The 16,483-nt window shown below is 67.7% G+C and carries 14 protein-coding genes and 1 pseudogene; 6 read left to right on the top strand and 9 right to left on the bottom strand.

Translation table 11 applies throughout. From position 1 onward, the window contains the following. Positions 1-5: 5 nt before the first annotated feature. The 6 genes and pseudogenes from LMQ14_RS22515 to LMQ14_RS22490 form a co-directional block, all read right to left on the bottom strand. Entirely contained in the window at positions 6-2,381 is a 2,376-nt protein-coding gene (locus LMQ14_RS22515; protein WP_267731778.1) for a glycoside hydrolase family 65 protein, read from the bottom strand. Beyond that, positions 2,378-3,164 (bottom strand): annotated as a pseudogene (locus tag LMQ14_RS22510) (beta-phosphoglucomutase family hydrolase). Before LMQ14_RS22510 ends, LMQ14_RS22515 begins: the two are co-directional and overlap by 4 nt. A 20-nt stretch (positions 3,165-3,184) precedes the next feature. Next, the gene (locus LMQ14_RS22505; protein ID WP_267731777.1) at positions 3,185-4,072 is read right to left on the bottom strand and encodes an alpha/beta fold hydrolase; all 888 of its coding nucleotides are present in this window, start codon (positions 4,070-4,072) and stop codon (positions 3,185-3,187) included. A 5-nt stretch (positions 4,073-4,077) separates the two neighbouring features. Continuing rightward, positions 4,078-4,893, bottom strand: a complete 816-nt coding sequence (locus tag LMQ14_RS22500) for a class I SAM-dependent methyltransferase (RefSeq protein WP_267731776.1) — start codon at positions 4,891-4,893, stop codon at positions 4,078-4,080. Next, on the bottom strand, positions 4,890-5,960 hold the full coding sequence (locus LMQ14_RS22495; RefSeq protein WP_267731775.1) for an NmrA family NAD(P)-binding protein: 1,071 nt from the start codon (positions 5,958-5,960) through the stop codon (positions 4,890-4,892). The genes LMQ14_RS22500 and LMQ14_RS22495 overlap by 4 nt, the downstream gene beginning before the upstream one ends. Beyond that, a complete protein-coding gene (locus LMQ14_RS22490; protein WP_267731774.1) occupies positions 5,957-7,480 on the bottom strand; it encodes an MFS transporter in 1,524 nt (507 codons plus the stop codon). Before LMQ14_RS22490 ends, LMQ14_RS22495 begins: the two co-directional genes overlap by 4 nt. Before the next feature lie 79 nt (positions 7,481-7,559). On the opposite strand from LMQ14_RS22490, the gene LMQ14_RS22485 reads away from it, so the two are divergent. After that, positions 7,560-8,198 (top strand): winged helix-turn-helix transcriptional regulator, encoded by a 639-nt coding sequence (locus LMQ14_RS22485; protein WP_267731773.1) that lies wholly within the window; start codon positions 7,560-7,562, stop codon positions 8,196-8,198. 3 nt (positions 8,199-8,201) lie between these two features. Here the strand turns inward: LMQ14_RS22485 and LMQ14_RS22480 are convergent, their stop codons facing one another. Next, on the bottom strand, positions 8,202-8,855 hold the full coding sequence (locus LMQ14_RS22480; RefSeq protein ID WP_267731772.1) for a TetR/AcrR family transcriptional regulator: 654 nt from the start codon (positions 8,853-8,855) through the stop codon (positions 8,202-8,204). 59 nt (positions 8,856-8,914) lie between these two features. Here LMQ14_RS22480 and LMQ14_RS22475 point away from each other — a divergent pair, with 59 nt between their 5' ends. Continuing rightward, on the top strand, positions 8,915-10,111 hold the full coding sequence (locus tag LMQ14_RS22475) for an acyl-CoA dehydrogenase family protein (RefSeq protein ID WP_267731771.1): 1,197 nt from the start codon (positions 8,915-8,917) through the stop codon (positions 10,109-10,111). Between the two features lie 19 nt (positions 10,112-10,130). On the opposite strand, the gene LMQ14_RS22470 is transcribed toward LMQ14_RS22475, so the two are convergent. After that, entirely contained in the window at positions 10,131-11,225 is a 1,095-nt protein-coding gene (locus LMQ14_RS22470) for a cytochrome P450 (RefSeq protein WP_267731770.1), read from the bottom strand. Between the two features lie 73 nt (positions 11,226-11,298). Here LMQ14_RS22470 and LMQ14_RS22465 point away from each other — a divergent pair, with 73 nt between their 5' ends. Beyond that, on the top strand, positions 11,299-11,874 hold the full coding sequence (locus LMQ14_RS22465) for a TetR/AcrR family transcriptional regulator (protein ID WP_267731769.1): 576 nt from the start codon (positions 11,299-11,301) through the stop codon (positions 11,872-11,874). Positions 11,875-11,919: 45 nt separating this feature from the next. After that, complete coding sequence (gene guaA / locus LMQ14_RS22460) at positions 11,920-13,515, top strand: glutamine-hydrolyzing GMP synthase (protein ID WP_267731768.1); 1,596 nt, start codon at positions 11,920-11,922, stop codon at positions 13,513-13,515. Between the two features lie 6 nt (positions 13,516-13,521). Here guaA and LMQ14_RS22455 read toward each other — a convergent pair whose 3' ends face one another. Then, a complete protein-coding gene (locus LMQ14_RS22455) occupies positions 13,522-14,130 on the bottom strand; it encodes a hypothetical protein (protein ID WP_267731767.1) in 609 nt (202 codons plus the stop codon). Between the two features lie 97 nt (positions 14,131-14,227). Between LMQ14_RS22455 and LMQ14_RS22450 the strand changes: the two genes are divergently transcribed. Both LMQ14_RS22450 and LMQ14_RS22445 read left to right on the top strand, forming a co-directional pair. After that, positions 14,228-14,911 carry a hypothetical protein gene (locus tag LMQ14_RS22450; RefSeq protein WP_267731766.1) on the top strand — a complete coding sequence of 228 codons (684 nt, stop codon included), beginning with the start codon at positions 14,228-14,230 and terminating at the stop codon, positions 14,909-14,911. A 6-nt stretch (positions 14,912-14,917) separates the two neighbouring features. Continuing rightward, positions 14,918-16,480 carry a DNA polymerase Y family protein gene (locus tag LMQ14_RS22445; RefSeq protein ID WP_267731765.1) on the top strand — a complete coding sequence of 521 codons (1,563 nt, stop codon included), beginning with the start codon at positions 14,918-14,920 and terminating at the stop codon, positions 16,478-16,480. Positions 16,481-16,483: the final 3 nt, after the last annotated feature.

Raw genomic sequence — 16,483 nt, 5'->3', positions numbered from 1 at the left:
CCGGGTTACTTGCCGCCGAGCTGGTGGGCCATCGTCCGCCGGTGCGTGGGTTCGCACCCGGGCGGCTGCGGCGGCGGCGGCAGCAGTGCCTTGCGCTGCCGCACCGCGATGGTCGTCGGCGAGTCCGTCTTGAGCACGACCTCCTCGCCGGCGTGCCGGATGGCCAACTCACCGGTGTCGCCGTCGCTCAGCGTGTAGGTGACGTCGCTGTGGTTGGCGTCGACCATCAGCCGGAAGTCGCGCCACCGGACCCGGAACCGCAGCCGGGTGATGCCGTCGGGCAGGGCGGGATCGATTTCCAGGATGCCGTCGTCGTCACGCAGGCCGCCGAAGCCCGCGACGATCGCCATCCAGGCGCCGGCCAGCGAGGCCATGTGCAACCCGTCGCGGGTGTTGGAGTGCAGGTCGCGCAGGTCGATCAGCGCGGCCTCGTAGGCGTAGTCATGCGCGAGCTCCAAATGTCCGACCTCGGCACACATCACGGCCTGACAGCATGCCGACAGCGACGAGTCGCGCACCGTGCGCCGCTCGTAGTAGTCGACGTTGCGGGCCTTCTGTTCGGCCGTGAACGCGTGGCTCTGCCATTGCATCGCCAGCACCAGGTCGGCCTGCTTGATCACCTGCGCCGGGTAGAGCCGCACGTACGGCTCGTGCAGCAGCAGCGGATATTTGTGCCGGTTCTCGAAATCCCATTCCGCGAACTTGGTGAAGCCTTCGCACTGCTGGTGGACGCCCAGCTCCTCGTCGTACGGAATGCTGACGGCATCGGCCGCGTCGCGCCAGGAGGCGGTTTCCTCGTGGGTGACGCCCATCGCCTCGGCGGCCTCCGGGTGGCGATTGCAGGCATCGGCGGCGACCACCAGGTTGTGCGCGGCCATCAGATTCGTGAAGACGTTGTCGCGCACGATCGCCGTGTACTCGTCGGGGCCGGTGACGCCCTCGAGATGCCAGACACCGTGGCGGTCGTGATGCCCCAGCGATATCCACAGCCGGGCCGTCTCGACGAGCACCTTCAGGCCGCAATCGGCCTCCAGCGACTGGTCGCCGGTGACGACGCGGTAGCGCTCGAACGCCATCGCGATATCGGCGTTGATGTGGAAGGCCGCGGTGCCGGCCGGCCAGTAGCCGGAACACTCCTGGCCGCGGATGGTCCGCCACGGAAAGCTCACGCCCTCGAGGCCGAGTTCCGTCGCCCGATCCCGGGCCATGTCCATCGTCGACGCCCGCCACCGCAGCGAGTCGGCGACCGCGTGCGGCAGCGTGTAGGTCAGCACCGGGAGCACGAAACCCTCGGTGTCCCAGAAGGCGTGGCCGTCGTAGCCCGTTCCGGTCAGCCCCTTGCTGGGGATGGCGCGGCGTTCGGCCCGGGCGCTGGCCTGGACCAGGTGAAAGAGCCCGAACCGCACGGCTTGCTGGGATTCGGAGTCGCCTTCGACCTCCACGTCCGCGTTGTCCCAGAAGTCGTCGAGGAACTCCCGCTGAGCCTTGACCAGCCCGTCCCACCCGCTGTAGCGGGCGCTGTGCAGCGCGGCGGCGACCTGGTCGCGCAGCGCGGGCCGGGAGCGCTGGCTGGACCAGCCGTACGCGAGATATTTGACGATCCGCAGTTTCTGCCCGGGGCGCAGCCCGCAGATCACGGTGGTCCGCGCCAGGTCGGGACCAGAGTCGTTGGTGACCTCGACCCGCCCGGGCACCTCGACGATGTGATCCATGCCCGCGGCCATCATCAGCTGACTGGCCCGCGTGCGGTGCATCAGCAGTGCGCCGCAGTCGGTCTCGTCGTGTTCGACGGCCTCCAGCGGATTTTCCAGGATGGCCGCCACCCGGGGGTCGGCCGATGTCGTCGGCTGGTCCTCGTTGGTGACCAGCTCCGACTGCACGGTGACGCGGACGAATTCATTGACCGCCTCGACGCAGTACTCGATGGCGGCCACGCTGCGATGGGCCAGCGACACCAGCCGGGTCGAGGTGACCTTGACTTCCTTGCCCACCGGCGAACGCCACTGCGCGTTGCGGGTCAGCGTCCCGGCTTTCATGTCGAGGACGCGCTCGTGCGAGAGGAGTTCGCCGTACCGGACGTCGAAGGGCTCGTCCTCGACGAACAGCCGGATGATCTTGCCGTTGGTCACGTCGACGACCGTCTGGCCGGCTTCCGGGTAGCCATAGCCGGCCTCGGCGTAGGGCAGCGGCCGGATCTCGTAGAAGGAGTTCAAATACGTGCCCGGCAGGCCGTACGGTTCGCCCTCGTCGAGGTTGCCGCGCAACCCGATGTGCCCGTTGGACAACGCGAATAGCGATTCCGACTGGGCGATCAGGTTCAGGTCGAGCCGCGTCTCGCGGATCACCCACGGTTCGACCGGGAAGGCTTCCTGGGTGATCATGCCGGCAGCAATTCTGCGAGGTCGGTCACCACAATGTCGGCACCGCTGCGACGGAGATCCTCGGCCTGGCCCACTCGGTCAACACCCACCACGTAGCCGAAGTTACCGGCACGGCCGGCCGCCACACCCGACAGGGCGTCCTCGAACACCGCCGCCGCGTCCGGGGCGACGTCGAGCAACTGCGCGCCCCGCAGATAGGAATCGGGCGCGGGTTTGCCTTTGATGTGTTCCTCGCGCAGCGTCACTCCGTCCACGCGCTGCTGGACGAACCGCTCCAGCCCGGTGATCTCGAGCACCTCGCGGGTGTTCGCGCTCGACGACACGACGGCGATGCCCAGGCCCGCGGCCGAGGCCGCCTCCAGGTAGCGCCGCGAGCCCTCGAACACCTCGACGCCGTCGCGGTCGAGCACCTTTTGGAACATCTCGTTCTTGCGGTTGCCCAGGCCGTAAACGGTCTCCGCGTCGCCGGAGTCGTCGTGGTCGCCGTCGGGCAGCTCGATGCCCCGGCTCTGCAGGAACGACCGGACTCCGTCTTCGCGCTTCTTGCCGTCGACATATGTCCGGTAGTCCGCGGCGGCATCGAAGGGAACGAACTTCTCCCCGGTGCGCTCGGCCCGCTGGGACAGATAAGCGTCGAACATGGCCTTCCAGGCCTTGGTATGCACGCTCGCGGTATCGGTGAGCACGCCGTCGAGGTCGAACAGGCAGGCACGCACCTTCTCTGGCAGACCCAGCACAGAGGATCCTCACTGTAGGAGTAGTCGGGCGATACCACTCCACCATGCTTGCCCGCAGGTCGCTAGCTATCTCCCATTCTTGCTACGCGCACCGACGATGCGAACCATCTCGCCGGGGCGTTCCAGCGCGGAGAAGTGGCCGACGCCGGGCAGCGTGACGGTCTCGACCTGGAGTTGGCGAGCAACGTGCTCCCGTTCCGCCGGTCGCGACCAGTCGCGCTCGGAGTACACCAGCGTGACGGGAACACTCACGCGCGGATAGTGGCTTCGTGCCTCGATGAAGCCGCTGAGGCTGCGCATGATGGCGCGGTTAACCGTCGGATAGCCGCGCCGGCGGCCGCTGCGCCGTAGCTCGCTCAGAAATTCATTCGGCAGCGCGCCAGGCTCGGCGAACCCGCCCCGCAGCACGCCGCCCAGGATGAGCTGATTCTCCAGTCGGGCGAAGATCGGTCCAATACCGGGGGCGCGGACGGATGTTCCGATCAGCCGGGCAAACCAGTTGCCGCGTTCGAGCCCGCTCGGGTAGTCATAGGCGTTGAACGCGATCACCGCGCTGACGTCGTCCGCCAGGTCGATGGAGGCCAACAGCGACAGGGCCGCGCCCATCGATTCGCCGGCCAGCGTGACGTCGCGCAGGCCGAGCAGCCTCACGAATTCGACTACGGCGCTGCGTAATTCGGGCTCACCGTAGTGCGCACCCGCAACGATGTCGGACCAACCCATTCCGGGCAAATCCAGCGCATAGACGGTGAAGTCGTCCCACAACCCGGGAATGACCCGCTGGAAGTAGTCCAGTTGCGTGCGGACCGTGTGAAGCAAGACCAGCGGTGGCCCGGTTCCGGCGGTGAAGTACCGCAACCGCGACCCATCGGAGCGGGCCAGGAACTTGACTTCGCCGCGTCCGCCGGTCCACGTCGTCGTGTAAACCTGATCCGGAACCTCGTTGATTTCCATGGCATTTAGCTTGTGCTGACCGCTCGCGCGACTGCTTGGATGACCCGCAGCCGTCCGTCCGACAACGCGCCGGTGAGGTTCTCCGCTTTGCGGGCGAAGTCGGCCACGAAGGCGTGCAGGCCCAGCGGGCTCGCGGGCTGGGCCAGCAGGGCTTGCATGATTGCGCCCGCCTGGTCGGTGAGATCGTTCCACCGGTCGACGACGAATCCGGAAGACTCGATCACCGTGTGCAAGTCGTCGGGGCTGACCAGATGGCTGTGTGCGGGTTGATCGGCCCACGGCAGGGGATAGGAGAGTTCGCGGCCGTCGCCAATGGTGATGTCCCACAAGGCAAGGCGTCCCCCTTCTACCAGCACCCGGCGAGCTTCGGAGTACAGGCGCGCCTTGTCGGCCACGTTCATCTGAACATGCTGGCTGATGGCGACGTCGAAACTGGCATCGGCGAAGGGGAGCCGGGTGACGTCGCCCTGGCGGACCGATATCCGGCTGTCCAGCCCGACCAGTCGATTGAGCCAGCGGTGTGTTTCGCAGTATTCGTCGGTGAGGTCGACGGCGGTGACGGTGCAGCCGAAGCGGTCGGCGACGTAGCGCGCGGTGCCGCCGACCCCGCTGCCCGCGTCGAGCACCGCAGTCTCACTGGTGATCCCGGCGAGGTCTGTCAGCGCAGCGGTCGCGAAGCGGCCCATGGTGTGGAAGTCCTCTAGCAGGCCCAGGTCGGCGGGGACCAGATGCTCGAGGTCTTTTCCGGCGGCGATCAACGCCTGCTCGATGTTGTGCTGCGACAGGCCGGTCGAATACTGGGTGCCGACGGTGCTGTTCATGCGTAGATCCTTTCGGAGTGTTCGGTCTGCCAGAGTGCCGATTGGCCCGACAGTTGGGGATGTGCGGGCTGGGGATGCTGTTGTAGCCGGTCGAACCGATCCAGCCGGTGCATCGGTACCAGCCCCGTCAACGTGAAGTTGACGATCTGCCGGATGAAATTGCCTGCGGTGCGCCGGGATTCGGGCCCGGTGACATAGCGGCGCGCGATGGTCAGGAAGTCTTCCGGTTCGACACCCGCGACGTCACGGACGTGCGTGGTCGGGCCGCCTACCGCAAAGGTTCCCAGCGGATACTCGGGCAGGTAGTGGCGCAGGCTGGACTCGAAGAACATATCGGCGCCGAGGCGTTTGGCGTTCACGCGTACGGCGCGCATAAACATCCACTGAGGTATGTCGATGTGGCGGACCCGCCGGCCCAGGGCCGCACCGATCGCGTCGGCGATCTCGGGTCCGGAGAGCAGCATCGGTCCGGTCGGACGGTAGGCGCGACCGTCATGACGGTGCGGGTCGAGCAGGGCGCCGACCGCCACCCGGGCGATGTCTTCGTTGGAGGGAGGCGCATTTCGGCCTGTCCCGGTCGGCGTCGGCATCACTCCCAGCTGGGCGGCCATCGGTACCAGGTTGAGGTAGTTGTCGGCGAAGTAGCCGGGATCGACTGCCACATGGGCGGTTTCGGGCAGCAGCCCGAAGAGCTTGTCGGTCAACCAGGCATGTCGCGTCATCAGCGACGGATGCTCCGGACTGGCCAGCCACTGACCCAGCGCCACAACGGCTTCCACTCCACTGCGCCGCGCGGCCACCGCAAAAGTGACGGCACTGTCCAGCGCGTGTGGGTGATAGGGAGGGTTGAAGTAGAGCCTGTTGACCCCTTGCATTGCGGAGGCAACCTGCTGAATGTCGAACATGTCGGCGACGACAACCTCGGCGCCCAATTGCCGCAACCGGTCGCTGCGTGCATCGTCGCGATGCACCATGGCGCGGGTTGGGACACCCCTTTCCAGCAGTTGGGCGGCGACCGCACCGCCGATCTTGCCCGTCGCTCCGGTGACCAATACGCGAGTACTCATGCCCTTTCCCTTTCCAAGTGACGTGCCGTTTCCAATTGACGTGCCGGCAGCAGCCCCGCCACCACGATCGCCGCTGCCAGTGCGATTCCCGCGCATACCAGCGAACCCACTTGCAGGCCGTCCAGGAACGCGTGGTTGACGGCGTCGCGCACCTGACCGGCGCGCTCCGCGGGAAGCTGTTCGATCACCTTGTGCGCCACTGCCATTGAGCTCCGCATCGCCGAAGTGACCTCGGCCGGCAGCCCGGCGAGCGCGGGCGCGGAGCCGAGGTCGGCGGAGTAGACCGAGGCGAAGACGCTGCCCACGATCGCCACACCCAGGGTGCCGCCGAGTTCGCGCGTGGTGTCGTTGACTGCGGAGCCGATCCCGGCCTTGTCGGCGGACAGCGATCCCATGATCGATTCGGTGGCCGGCGAAAACGTCAGTCCCAGGCCGCCGCCGAGCAACAACATTTGCAGTGCGATCTCGAGGTAGCTCGTCGCGGCATCGGCGGTCGATGCCCACGCCAGGCCGGCCGCGAACACGGTCAGCCCGCCGGCGACGACTGCGGTGGTGCCGATCCACTCCACCAGTCGCGGTCCCAGGATGCTGGCCACCGCGATCGATATGGCCACCGGCAGCAGCCGCACGCCGGATTGGAAAGCGCTGTACTCCTTGATGAATTGGAAGTACTGGGTGATCACGAAGATGAAGCCGAACAAGGTCAGGAAGCCGGCCGTCACCGCCAGGCTGCCGCCCGAGAACCGGCGGTTGGCGAACACCGTGACGTCGAGCATCGGGTGGGTGCTGCGTCGCTCCCAGAGTGCGAACGCGACGAGAAGAACGGCGGCTGCGGCAAAGCCGAGCACGGCCCGGTTACTCGTCCAGCCCCACGACGGCGCCTCGATGACGGTATAGACCAGCGCGGTGATACCGGCCGCCGACAGGAGCAGACCCGGGACGTCGACGCGCGGTGCCGCGGGGTCGCGGGAGGTCGGTACGAACAAGACGCCGCCGACGATGGCCACCACCGCGATCGGAATGTTCACCATGAAGATGGCGCCCCACCAGAAATGCTCCAGCAGCCAGCCACCACTGATCGGCCCCACGGCCACCCCGACACCGACCATCGCCGCCCACAGCCCGATCGCCTTGGCGCGCGGGACCGGGTCGGTGAAGATGTTCGTGATCAGGCCCAGCGTGGTCGGGAAGATCACCGCCGCGCCCACGCCCATCGCGGCGCGCGCCGCGATCAGCTGGTCCGCGGAATTCGCCTGTGCTGCAAGGCCCGACGTGATCGCAAACAGTACGAGACCGGCGTTGAGCCAGCCTCGTCTGCCGTAGCGGTCGCTGAAGCTGCCGGCCGACAGCAGCAGCCCGGACATGACCAGGGTGTACGCGTCGACGATCCATTGCAGCTGCGCGGTGTCGGCATCGAGTTCGCGCGACAGCGTGGGCAGGGCGACGTTGACGATGGTGGCGTCGACGCTGATGACGAAGACACCGAGGCAGATGACGCCGAGCGCCAGCTTCTTCCGCATGGACAAGACAGTAAATTGAATAGACAAATAAATCAAGCGATAGATGGAAAAAGATGTCCACCGCTGGTAGGGTGGGGTGGTGCGGACACGCAACTACAACCAGAACTGCCCGATTGCGCGCGGGCTCGACATCTTGGGTGAGCGCTGGACGTTGCTGATCCTGCGCGAGTTGGTCGGCGGGGCGCGCCGCTACGGCGACTTGCGCGCCGAACTGCCCGGCATCGCAACCAATCTGCTTGCCGAGCGGCTCAAGGAGCTGCAAGACGCCGGGCTGGTCGACCGGACCGACCTGCCGGCTCCGATCGGGCGCACGGTCTACACGCTCAGCGACCTGGGCTGGCAGCGGGTGCTGCCGGTCATCCAGGGCATCGCGTGGTTCGGCGTGGACCTGCTGGATCCGATCGACGATGGCCCGGTAACGCCGCTCAACGGCTTCCTGGCCGGCATCCTGCTGGGTTTCGACTCGGGCAAGGCGGCGGGATTAGAGGCGACGTGCCGGGCCGAGATCGACGGCCGGCGTTTCGATTTCGTGGTCACGCAGGGGCGCCTGGCCGGTGCTCACGCCGACCCCGTCGTGACGATCACCGCCGCCGCGGCGGATCTGGTGAACGCCCGCCTGAACCGCAGCGATGCCAAGCGGAAGGCGGCGCTGCGGCGCGTCGCCGTGACGGGCGACCCGGCGGCCGTCGACGCGGTGCGTGCGGCCTTTTCGCTGTAGGCGTCAATCCGGGGCTTTGAGTAGGGCGTCGACGAGCGCGTGGGCGAGGAACTTGCCGTAGCGGGCGGCCGACCAGCCGCGTTCGAGGACAAGAAGCTCGTAGAGCTCGGGTGCGTGATATGTCCACAGGACATCGCGCGCTTCTTTGGCGCTGACGCGTAGCTGTCCCGTCCGGGCCAGACTGGACGCGAACATTGTCATGCCGGCCAGCGTTTCCTGCCGGGTCTGCTTCCAGACCGCACCCGCGTCCGGTGACGACGCGGCGGCGTCGCGCGCGAGTAGCTGGACCGGCGCGCTGCGCGGCATCATGGCGGCCAGGTGCTCGGCATACATTTCCAGCTTGCGAGTCGCGTCGGCTTCGTCGGCCACTCGTTGGATCACGTCTCTTTGGACCATCGGGATCGGCTCGTCGTCGCCGGCGACGGACACATCGAAGAGCGCTTTGAGCACGCCCGCCTTGGTCGCGAACGCCTTGTACACCGTTTCGACCGACACGGCGGCGTCCCCCGCGATGTCGGCGATCGTCGTCGCCGCATAACCCTGGGACAGGAATCGCTGCCGGGCGGCTGCGAGCACCGCGTCCCGGTTGCGCTGAGCCTGCTCGCGCCGACGGGTCGAGTCGTAGCGGCGCGGAGGCGGACTATTGACAGATCCCATAATTAGGTACATTCTCCTGTATTGAATACTGGTTACTGCATCAAAAGTAGGAAAGTGACATGACAAGTGCAACATGCCCCGCCGTCAGCTTGTCGAACGGTGACGATTCCATCGCGGTAGCGCGCGCCCTGGCGCCCGAGCTCACGCGGCGCGCCGATGAGGCCGAGGCGCTCGGGACGCTGCCCTTCGATCTGGTCGAGCGCCTGCGCACGGCCGGCATCTTCCGCGCGTCACAACCGCGCTCGCTCGGCGGATTCGAAATGGCCCCGGCCGAGAACATCCAGATGATCGAGGAGCTGGCGCGTGCCGACGGTTCCACCGGCTGGGTCGCGGCCATCGGCGGCGGCGCACCGGCGTTTGCCGCCTGGCTCGAACCCGCCGTCGCCACAGCACTGTTCGGTGCGGACGCCGACTTTTTATCGGCCACGATATTCGCGCCCACCGGGCGTGCGGTCCCGGATGGTGCCGGCCGCTTCGACGTCGACGGGAGGTGGCCGTTCGCCAGCGGTTGCCGCCATGCCGAGTGGATACTGGGCGGGATGTTCGTCTTCGATGGCGATCAGCCGCGCATGATCCCCAATCAGGGACCCGACCAGCGTCTCGCGTTCTTCCCGCGCGCCAACACCGAGATCGTCGACAATTGGGACGTCCTGGGGCTGCGCGGCACCGGCAGCAACGACGTGGCCGCCCGGGGTCTCAAAGTTCCCGAAGAACACACCATCAGCCCGTTCTTCCATTCGGCCCGGCAAGACGGGCCGTTGTGGAGAATTCCGTTCTTCACGCTCGCCGGGATCGGCATGGTCGGTGTCCCGCTCGGGATCGCGCGACGCGCACTCGACGAATTCACCGACCTCGCGACGACGACGGTGCGTGCCATGGCGTCCGAGCCGCTCGCAAAGGATCCTGTTGCCCAGGTCGAGTTCGCGAGTGCCGAAGCCGGTTTGAGGTCTGCGCGGGCCTTCGTGCTCGATCAGGCCGGTGCGCTGTGGGAAACCGCCCGCGCCGGTGACCCACCATCGCTGGAGCAGCGCGCCGGCTTCCGGCTTGCCGCTCAACAGGCGATGCGCGTGGCACGGCAAGTGGTCGATACGACGTTCGACTTGACCGGTGCGGGCGCGGTGCACGCCAGTCACCCCCTGCAACGCTGCTTCCGGGATCTGCACACCGTCAGCCAGCACGCCTACTTCAGCCCGGCGGCCCTGAAGGGTTACGCCGGCAACCGATTCGGCATTGCGCAACCGGCCTACCTGATCTGACGCGGGCGAAGGCCAGGCCTCACCACGACACCGGCAGCGTGACGAGCCCGCCGGCCAGCACGTCGCGGCGGGTGGGCAATGTTGCGGGATCGACCGTCAGGCGCATGGACGGGAATCGTGGAATTAGTTGAGCAAAAACGGAATTCAGTTCGACGCGGGCCAGTGGGGCTCCGATGCAATAGCGTCCGCCATATCCGAACGCAACATGGGTGGCTTCGTTGCGGGCGATGTCGACAGCCTCTGGACGAGTGAACGCCACGGGGTCGTGGTTGGCCGCCGCAATGTCCAGCAGGACCAAGTCTCCGGTGTGAATGGTGGCGTCGTCGATGACGAAGTCGGTGCGCGCATAGCGAGGAATGCCACCCGCGCCACCCCCCGATGTCGCCGCCCGCAACAGCTCCTCGACGGCGTTGGGGATCAGCGCCGGGTTTTCCAGAAGTGCTTGCCATTGACCGTGATGCGTCAACAGCAGCAATGCCCCGAGGCCGATGTGGACCACGGTGGTCTCGTGTCCGGCGAACAACAGGAACATGGACATCGTGGCGGCCTCCTCGTCGGAGACGCCGTCGGTCGCGGACAGCCGTGATATCACGTCGTCGCCGGGATGGGCGCGCTTGCGCGCGACCAATTCGCGGCCGTATTCGAACAGGTTGGCCAGCCCGCGCTCGGAGCGGGCGTGGTCGCGCACGTTGCCGGCATCGTCTGCCCAGGCGCGGAATTGGGCTCGGTCGGAATAGGGCACGCCGAGAAGCTCGCAGATCACCAGGATCGGCAACGGCAACGCCAATTGTGCGTGCAAATCGGCCGGGGGGCCCTGTGCTGCGAGCTCGTTCACCAGCTCGGCGGTGAGGGATTCCACCCGTGGTTTGAGCGCCCGAAGGTGCTTGGGTGAGAAATGCGGCTGCAGTAGTTTTCGCGTCCGGGCGTGGTCGGCGTCTTCGGTGTCGAAGTTGCCCAGCGGACCTCCGAACAGTGCCGATTCCCCGGTTCGCGCCGCCTTGTCGGGTTCGCGATGGGAACGACCGAGGCGATCGTCGTCGAGCAGGTGTCGCACCTGCGCGTAGTCGGTGACCAGCCAGGCCTCGTGGCCTACGGGTGTGCGCACTCGATGCATCGGCGCCGCCTCATGTATAGAATAACTTATACAACTGTACTTGTACACTCATGCCTATACAAGAGGGGTAGAGATGACGGCCGTGCGATCCGAGTCGACTCCGCGAATGCCCCGCGCCCAGCGGCGCGAACAGATCGTCGATGCCGCCACTCGTGCGTTCGCCCGCGGCGGCTTTGCCGACACGGGGCTCGATGCCATCGCCACCGAAGCCGGTGTCACGCCGGTGATTCTGTACCGGCATTTCGCTTCGAAGGCCGAGCTCTACCGGGCCGTCATCGAGAGCGGTCACACCCGCCTGCGCGAAGCCACCGGCACCGACGACTTCGACGACGCCAGCATCCCCGCGCTGATCCGCGCGGCTGCGGCCGATCCGGACGCCTTTCGGCTGCTGTTCCGTTATGCCGTTCGCGAGCCGGAGTTTCGCGACATGATCGATTCGATCAGCGAGAGCTCGACCGAGATCACCCGCCGCCACCTTGCCGAGGTGGCCGACGACCGATGGCGGAGTTGGGCGGCGCGATTACTGCCGACCATGACGATCGACGCCGTGATCGCTTGGCTCGACGCCGGCCAACCCGATCCCGATCACGCCGCGGTCCGGATCCGGCGCGTGGTCGACGCGGTGATCCACGCCGCGACCGAGCACTGATCCAACGAATGAGGACGGTCGCCGGCCCCCACTAGACTCATGGCCGTGGCTGAACCTGCTGACCTCGACCCCGATCCCGGCGAAGTTGGACCCGCGACCCGACCGGTCCTGGTGGTCGATTTCGGCGCACAGTATGCGCAGTTGATCGCCCGTCGCGTCCGGGAAGCGCGGGTCTTTTCGGAGGTCATCCCGCACACCGCCTCGATCGACGAGATCAAAGCCAAGGATCCGGTGGCGCTGGTGCTCTCCGGCGGGCCGGCCAGCGTGTACACCGAAGGCGCCCCGCAACTGGACCCGGCGGTGTTCGACCTCGGCGTGCCGGTGTTCGGTATCTGCTACGGGTTTCAGGCGATGGCGCAGGCACTGGGCGGGACCGTCGCCCATACCGGCACCAGCGAGTACGGTCGCACCGAGCTGAAAGTCCTTGGCGGCGAATTGCATTCGGGCCTGCCCGCGGCGCAGCCGGTCTGGATGAGTCATGGAGACGCGGTCACGGCGGCGCCCGAGGGGTTCGACGTGGTGGCCAGCAGCGCGGGTGCGGCGGTGGCCGGCTTCGAGAACCGGGCCCGGCGCCTGGCCGGCGTGCAGTACCACCCCGAGGTGATGCACAGCCCGCACGGCCAGCAGGTGCTCAGCCGGTTTCTGCACGACTTCGCCGGCCTCGGCGCGGAATGGACGCCCGCCAACATCGCCGAGGCGCTGACCGAACAGGTGCGGGCCCAGATCGGCGACGGCCATGCGATCTGCGGGCTGTCCGGCGGGGTGGATTCCGCGGTGGCCGCGGCGCTGGTGCAGCGTGCCATCGGAGACCGGCTGACCTGTGTCTTCGTCGACCATGGGCTGTTGCGCGCCGGTGAGCGCGCGCAGGTGCAGCGCGATTTCGTCGCCGCCACCGGCGCCAACCTGGTCACGGTCGACGCGGCCGATACCTTCCTCGAGGCGCTGGCGGGCGTGACCAACCCCGAGGGCAAGCGCAAGATCATCGGCCGTCAGTTCATCCGGGCCTTCGAGGGCGCGGTGCGAGATATCGTGGGCGAGGACGGATCCGGCGTCGACTTTCTGGTGCAGGGCACGCTGTATCCGGACGTGGTGGAGTCCGGCGGCGGCAGCGGGACCGCCAACATCAAGAGTCACCACAACGTCGGCGGTCTGCCCGACGACCTGAAGTTCAAGCTCGTCGAGCCGCTGCGATTGCTGTTCAAGGACGAGGTGCGCGCTGTCGGGCGGGAACTGGGGCTGCCGGAGGATATCGTTGCGCGCCAGCCATTTCCGGGCCCGGGGCTGGGCATCCGGATCGTCGGTGAGGTCACCGCCAAGCGGCTGGACACGCTGCGGCGTGCCGACTCGATCGCCCGCGAGGAGCTGACCTCCGCGGGCCTCGACAACCTGATCTGGCAGTGCCCGGTGGTGTTGCTGGGCGACGTGCGTTCGGTCGGCGTGCAGGGTGACGGCCGCACCTACGGGCACCCGATCGTGCTGCGACCGGTGTCCAGCGAGGACGCCATGACCGCCGACTGGACCCGGGTGCCCTACGAGGTGCTGGAACGCATCTCGACCCGGATCACCAACGAGGTCCGCGAGGTCAACCGCGTGGTGCTGGACATCACCAGCAAGCCGCCCGGCACCATCGAGTGGGAATAGCTTCGGCTACTCCACGAATTCGCTTCTGCCGTAAGCAATTCCGGCCGCTTGCCAGTTGCCGCCGGCCTCGGTGACGAGCCGGCGGGCCACATCGCGATCGTCGTTTCCGGCGACCAGGATCAGGGTGCGGTCGGTCGCGGTGACCGACCCGCCGCGCAGCCGGGTGCGGGCCGCAACATCGGCCGCCAGCGCGGTGCCGAGGCGCTCGACGTCGACATCCGGCACGGTGATGATGATCGCGTTCTGCTGCGCCGCGTGCTGCGGTAGGTAGTCGAAGAACAGCACCGATTCCTGGTCGAACTGACGGCGCAGTGCCTCGGCGGCAACGTGCAGGGTGGGCTCGTCGGCGCCGCACAGATGGAATTCGCGCGACCGCTCAACGGTGATCCGCTGCTGCGCGTCGGACCAGTACACCCCGTCGAGTGGCGTCGATCCCGTGACCATTGCGCCGTTGAGCGCGATCGTCACGTCGGCCTGCGGCTCGAACAGGGGATCGGCGTTGTCGGCGAGGAAGAACTCGGCCGGTTGGCAGTTGCCGACCTCGCTTCGAGCCGGTGCGGGCGTCACGATGGCGCCACAAAACAGCACCAGGAGCCACAGCAGCACCGATTGCATAAGCAGCCTCTCCCGTTTCTTGACGGTTGTCGGAGGATGGGTGTTTACTTCGAACATACTTTCGAAAACCAATGCGGAACTGCTGGTAGGAGGCTATATGACGGCGGCTGTCGCCTCCGACCAGGATCGTGCGGAACAGCTCGAATCGCTACGCCGGCAGATGGCGGTGTTGTCCGGGAAATCGCCCGGGAGGCCAGCCGCCCGCCCCGACGACCTACTGCCGGAATCGGAATCCCAACTGCCGGTCCCGCAGTGGCTGGCCGAGGCGCTGCCCGCACAGTTGCCCCGGGGATCGGTGGCGGTGCTGTCCGGAGCGCGGTCACTGCTGCTGAGCATGGTCGCCGCGGTGACGGCGGCCGGGGGAAACGTGGCCATCGTCGGTCAACCGGATATCGGCCTGCTGGCCGCGGTGGAGATGGGGGCGGATCTGAGCCGGCTCGCGGTGATACCGGATCCCGGGACCGATCCGGTGGAAGTGGCCGCGGTGCTCATCGACGGGATGGATCTGGTGGTGCTCGGTCTGGGCGGGCGCCGGGTGCCGCTGACCCGGGCGCGGGCGGTGGTGGCTCGCGCCCGCCTCAAAGGCTGCACCCTGCTGGTCACCGACGGCGACTGGCAGGGGGCGCCGACGCGGCTTGCGGCCCGGGTCTGCGGCTACGAGATCACGGCGGGTAATCGGGACACCCCGGTCTGCGGATTCGGGCGAATCAGCGGAGTGCGGCTGCAGGTCAGCGGGGTGTGTGCGGGGAGACGGGTGATCGGCCGAACGCGCACCGGGTGAGTTCGGATGTCTTCCCGGGTGCTGGCCATTTGGTGCATGGACTGGCCCGCGGTCGCGGCGGCGGCAGCGGCCGACCGATCCATGACGACCCCGATCGCGGTCACTCTGGCCAACCGGGTGATCGCCTGCTCGTCGGCCGCGCGTGCGGCCGGAGTGCGGCGAGGGTTGCGACGCCGGGAGGCGGCGGCCCGTTGCCCGCAACTGCACGTCGCCACCGCCGACGCCGACCGCGACGCCCGCTTTTTCGAAGGGGTGATTGCGGCGGTCGACGATCTCGTTCCCCGCGCCGAGGTGCTGCGGCCCGGCCTCCTGGTGTTGCCCGTGCGCGGAGCGGCCCGCTATTTCGGGTCTGAAGCCCACGCCGCCGAACGGCTGATCGACGCGGTGGCCGCGGCCGGCGCCGAGTGTCAGGTCGGGATCGCCGACCAGCTGTCCACCGCGGTCTTCGCCGCCCGTGCGGGTCGTGTCGTCGAGCCCGGGGGCGATGCGAAATTTCTGGCGGTGCTGTCGATCCGGCAGCTGGCCACCGAGCCGAGCCTGTCCGGTCCGGGACGAGAGGAACTCACGGATCTGTTGTGGCGGTTGGGGATTCGCACCATCGGCCAGTTCGCCGCGCTATCGGCGACCGACGTGGCTTCCAGGTTCGGCGCCGACGGGCGCAGCGCGCACCGGTTCGCCCGCGGCGAACCCGAGCGGGGACCGTCCGGGCGGGAACCGCCGGGCGAACTCGAGGCCGTGCTGGACTGCGATCCGCCGATCGACCGGGTCGACGCCGCGGCATTCGCCGGCCGCTCGCTGGCCGGCACGCTGCACCAGATGCTGATGTCCGCCGGAGTGGGATGCACTCGGCTTTCCATTCACGCCGTCACCGCCAACGGCGAAGAACTGAACCGGGTATGGCGGTGCGCTGAGCCGTTGACCGAGGACGCCACCGCCGATCGGGTGCGCTGGCAACTGGACGGGTGGTTGAGCAACCGGACCGCCCGCAACCCCCGCCCGACGGCGCCGGTGACATTGCTGCGGCTGCAGGCGGTCGAGGTGGTGTCCGCCGAGGCGCTGCAGCTGCCGTTATGGGGCGGCCTCGGTGAAGAGGACAGGCTGCGGGCGAGGCGGGCGCTGGTGCGGGTGCAGGGCCTGCTCGGCCCGGAGGCGGTGCGGGTGCCGGTGCTGTCCGGAGGTCGCGGACCGGCCGAACGCATCACGCTGACACCGCTGGGCGACGAGCCGGTGCCGCACGCCGACCCGGGGTTGCCGTGGCCCGGCCGGTTGCCGGATCCGTCGCCGGCGGTATTGCTTGACGACCCGGTGGAATTGCTTGATGCCCAAGGTAATTCGATACGAGTGACCAGTCGGGGAATGTTCTCCGCCGACCCGGCGCGCCTGGTCGCCCGCGGCCAGGACGACCCGTTGCGCTGGTGGGCCGGACCGTGGCCGGTTGACGAGCGGTGGTGGGATCCGGACCGATCGGCGGGCCGCACCGCCCGCGCCCAGGTGTTGCTGGAAAGCGAGCGTGCGTTTCTGCTGTGCTATCGCCAGCGGCGGTGGTACCTCGAAGGGAGCTACGAGTAAGGG

Source organism: Mycobacterium sp. Aquia_213 (assembly GCF_026625985.1).
Classification (GTDB): domain Bacteria; phylum Actinomycetota; class Actinomycetes; order Mycobacteriales; family Mycobacteriaceae; genus Mycobacterium.
Note: the sequence above shows the minus strand (reverse complement) of the source record. Positions and strands in the feature narration are given on the sequence as shown.

Excerpts from the sequence above, each read along its gene's own strand:
- LMQ14_RS22515 (WP_267731778.1), bottom strand. The coding sequence starts at position 2,381 with ATGATCACCCAGGAAGCCTTCCCGGTCGAACCGTGGGTGATCCGCGAG.
- LMQ14_RS22505 (WP_267731777.1), bottom strand. The coding sequence starts at position 4,072 with ATGGAAATCAACGAGGTTCCGGATCAGGTTTACACGACGACGTGGACC.
- LMQ14_RS22500 (WP_267731776.1), bottom strand. The coding sequence starts at position 4,893 with ATGAACAGCACCGTCGGCACCCAGTATTCGACCGGCCTGTCGCAGCAC.
- LMQ14_RS22495 (WP_267731775.1), bottom strand. The coding sequence starts at position 5,960 with ATGAGTACTCGCGTATTGGTCACCGGAGCGACGGGCAAGATCGGCGGT.
- LMQ14_RS22490 (WP_267731774.1), bottom strand. The coding sequence starts at position 7,480 with ATGCGGAAGAAGCTGGCGCTCGGCGTCATCTGCCTCGGTGTCTTCGTC.
- LMQ14_RS22480 (WP_267731772.1), bottom strand. The coding sequence starts at position 8,855 with ATGGGATCTGTCAATAGTCCGCCTCCGCGCCGCTACGACTCGACCCGT.
- LMQ14_RS22475 (WP_267731771.1), top strand. The coding sequence starts at position 8,915 with ATGACAAGTGCAACATGCCCCGCCGTCAGCTTGTCGAACGGTGACGAT.
- LMQ14_RS22470 (WP_267731770.1), bottom strand. The coding sequence starts at position 11,225 with ATGCATCGAGTGCGCACACCCGTAGGCCACGAGGCCTGGCTGGTCACC.
- LMQ14_RS22465 (WP_267731769.1), top strand. The coding sequence starts at position 11,299 with ATGACGGCCGTGCGATCCGAGTCGACTCCGCGAATGCCCCGCGCCCAG.
- LMQ14_RS22455 (WP_267731767.1), bottom strand. The coding sequence starts at position 14,130 with ATGCAATCGGTGCTGCTGTGGCTCCTGGTGCTGTTTTGTGGCGCCATC.
- LMQ14_RS22450 (WP_267731766.1), top strand. The coding sequence starts at position 14,228 with ATGACGGCGGCTGTCGCCTCCGACCAGGATCGTGCGGAACAGCTCGAA.
- LMQ14_RS22445 (WP_267731765.1), top strand. The coding sequence starts at position 14,918 with ATGTCTTCCCGGGTGCTGGCCATTTGGTGCATGGACTGGCCCGCGGTC.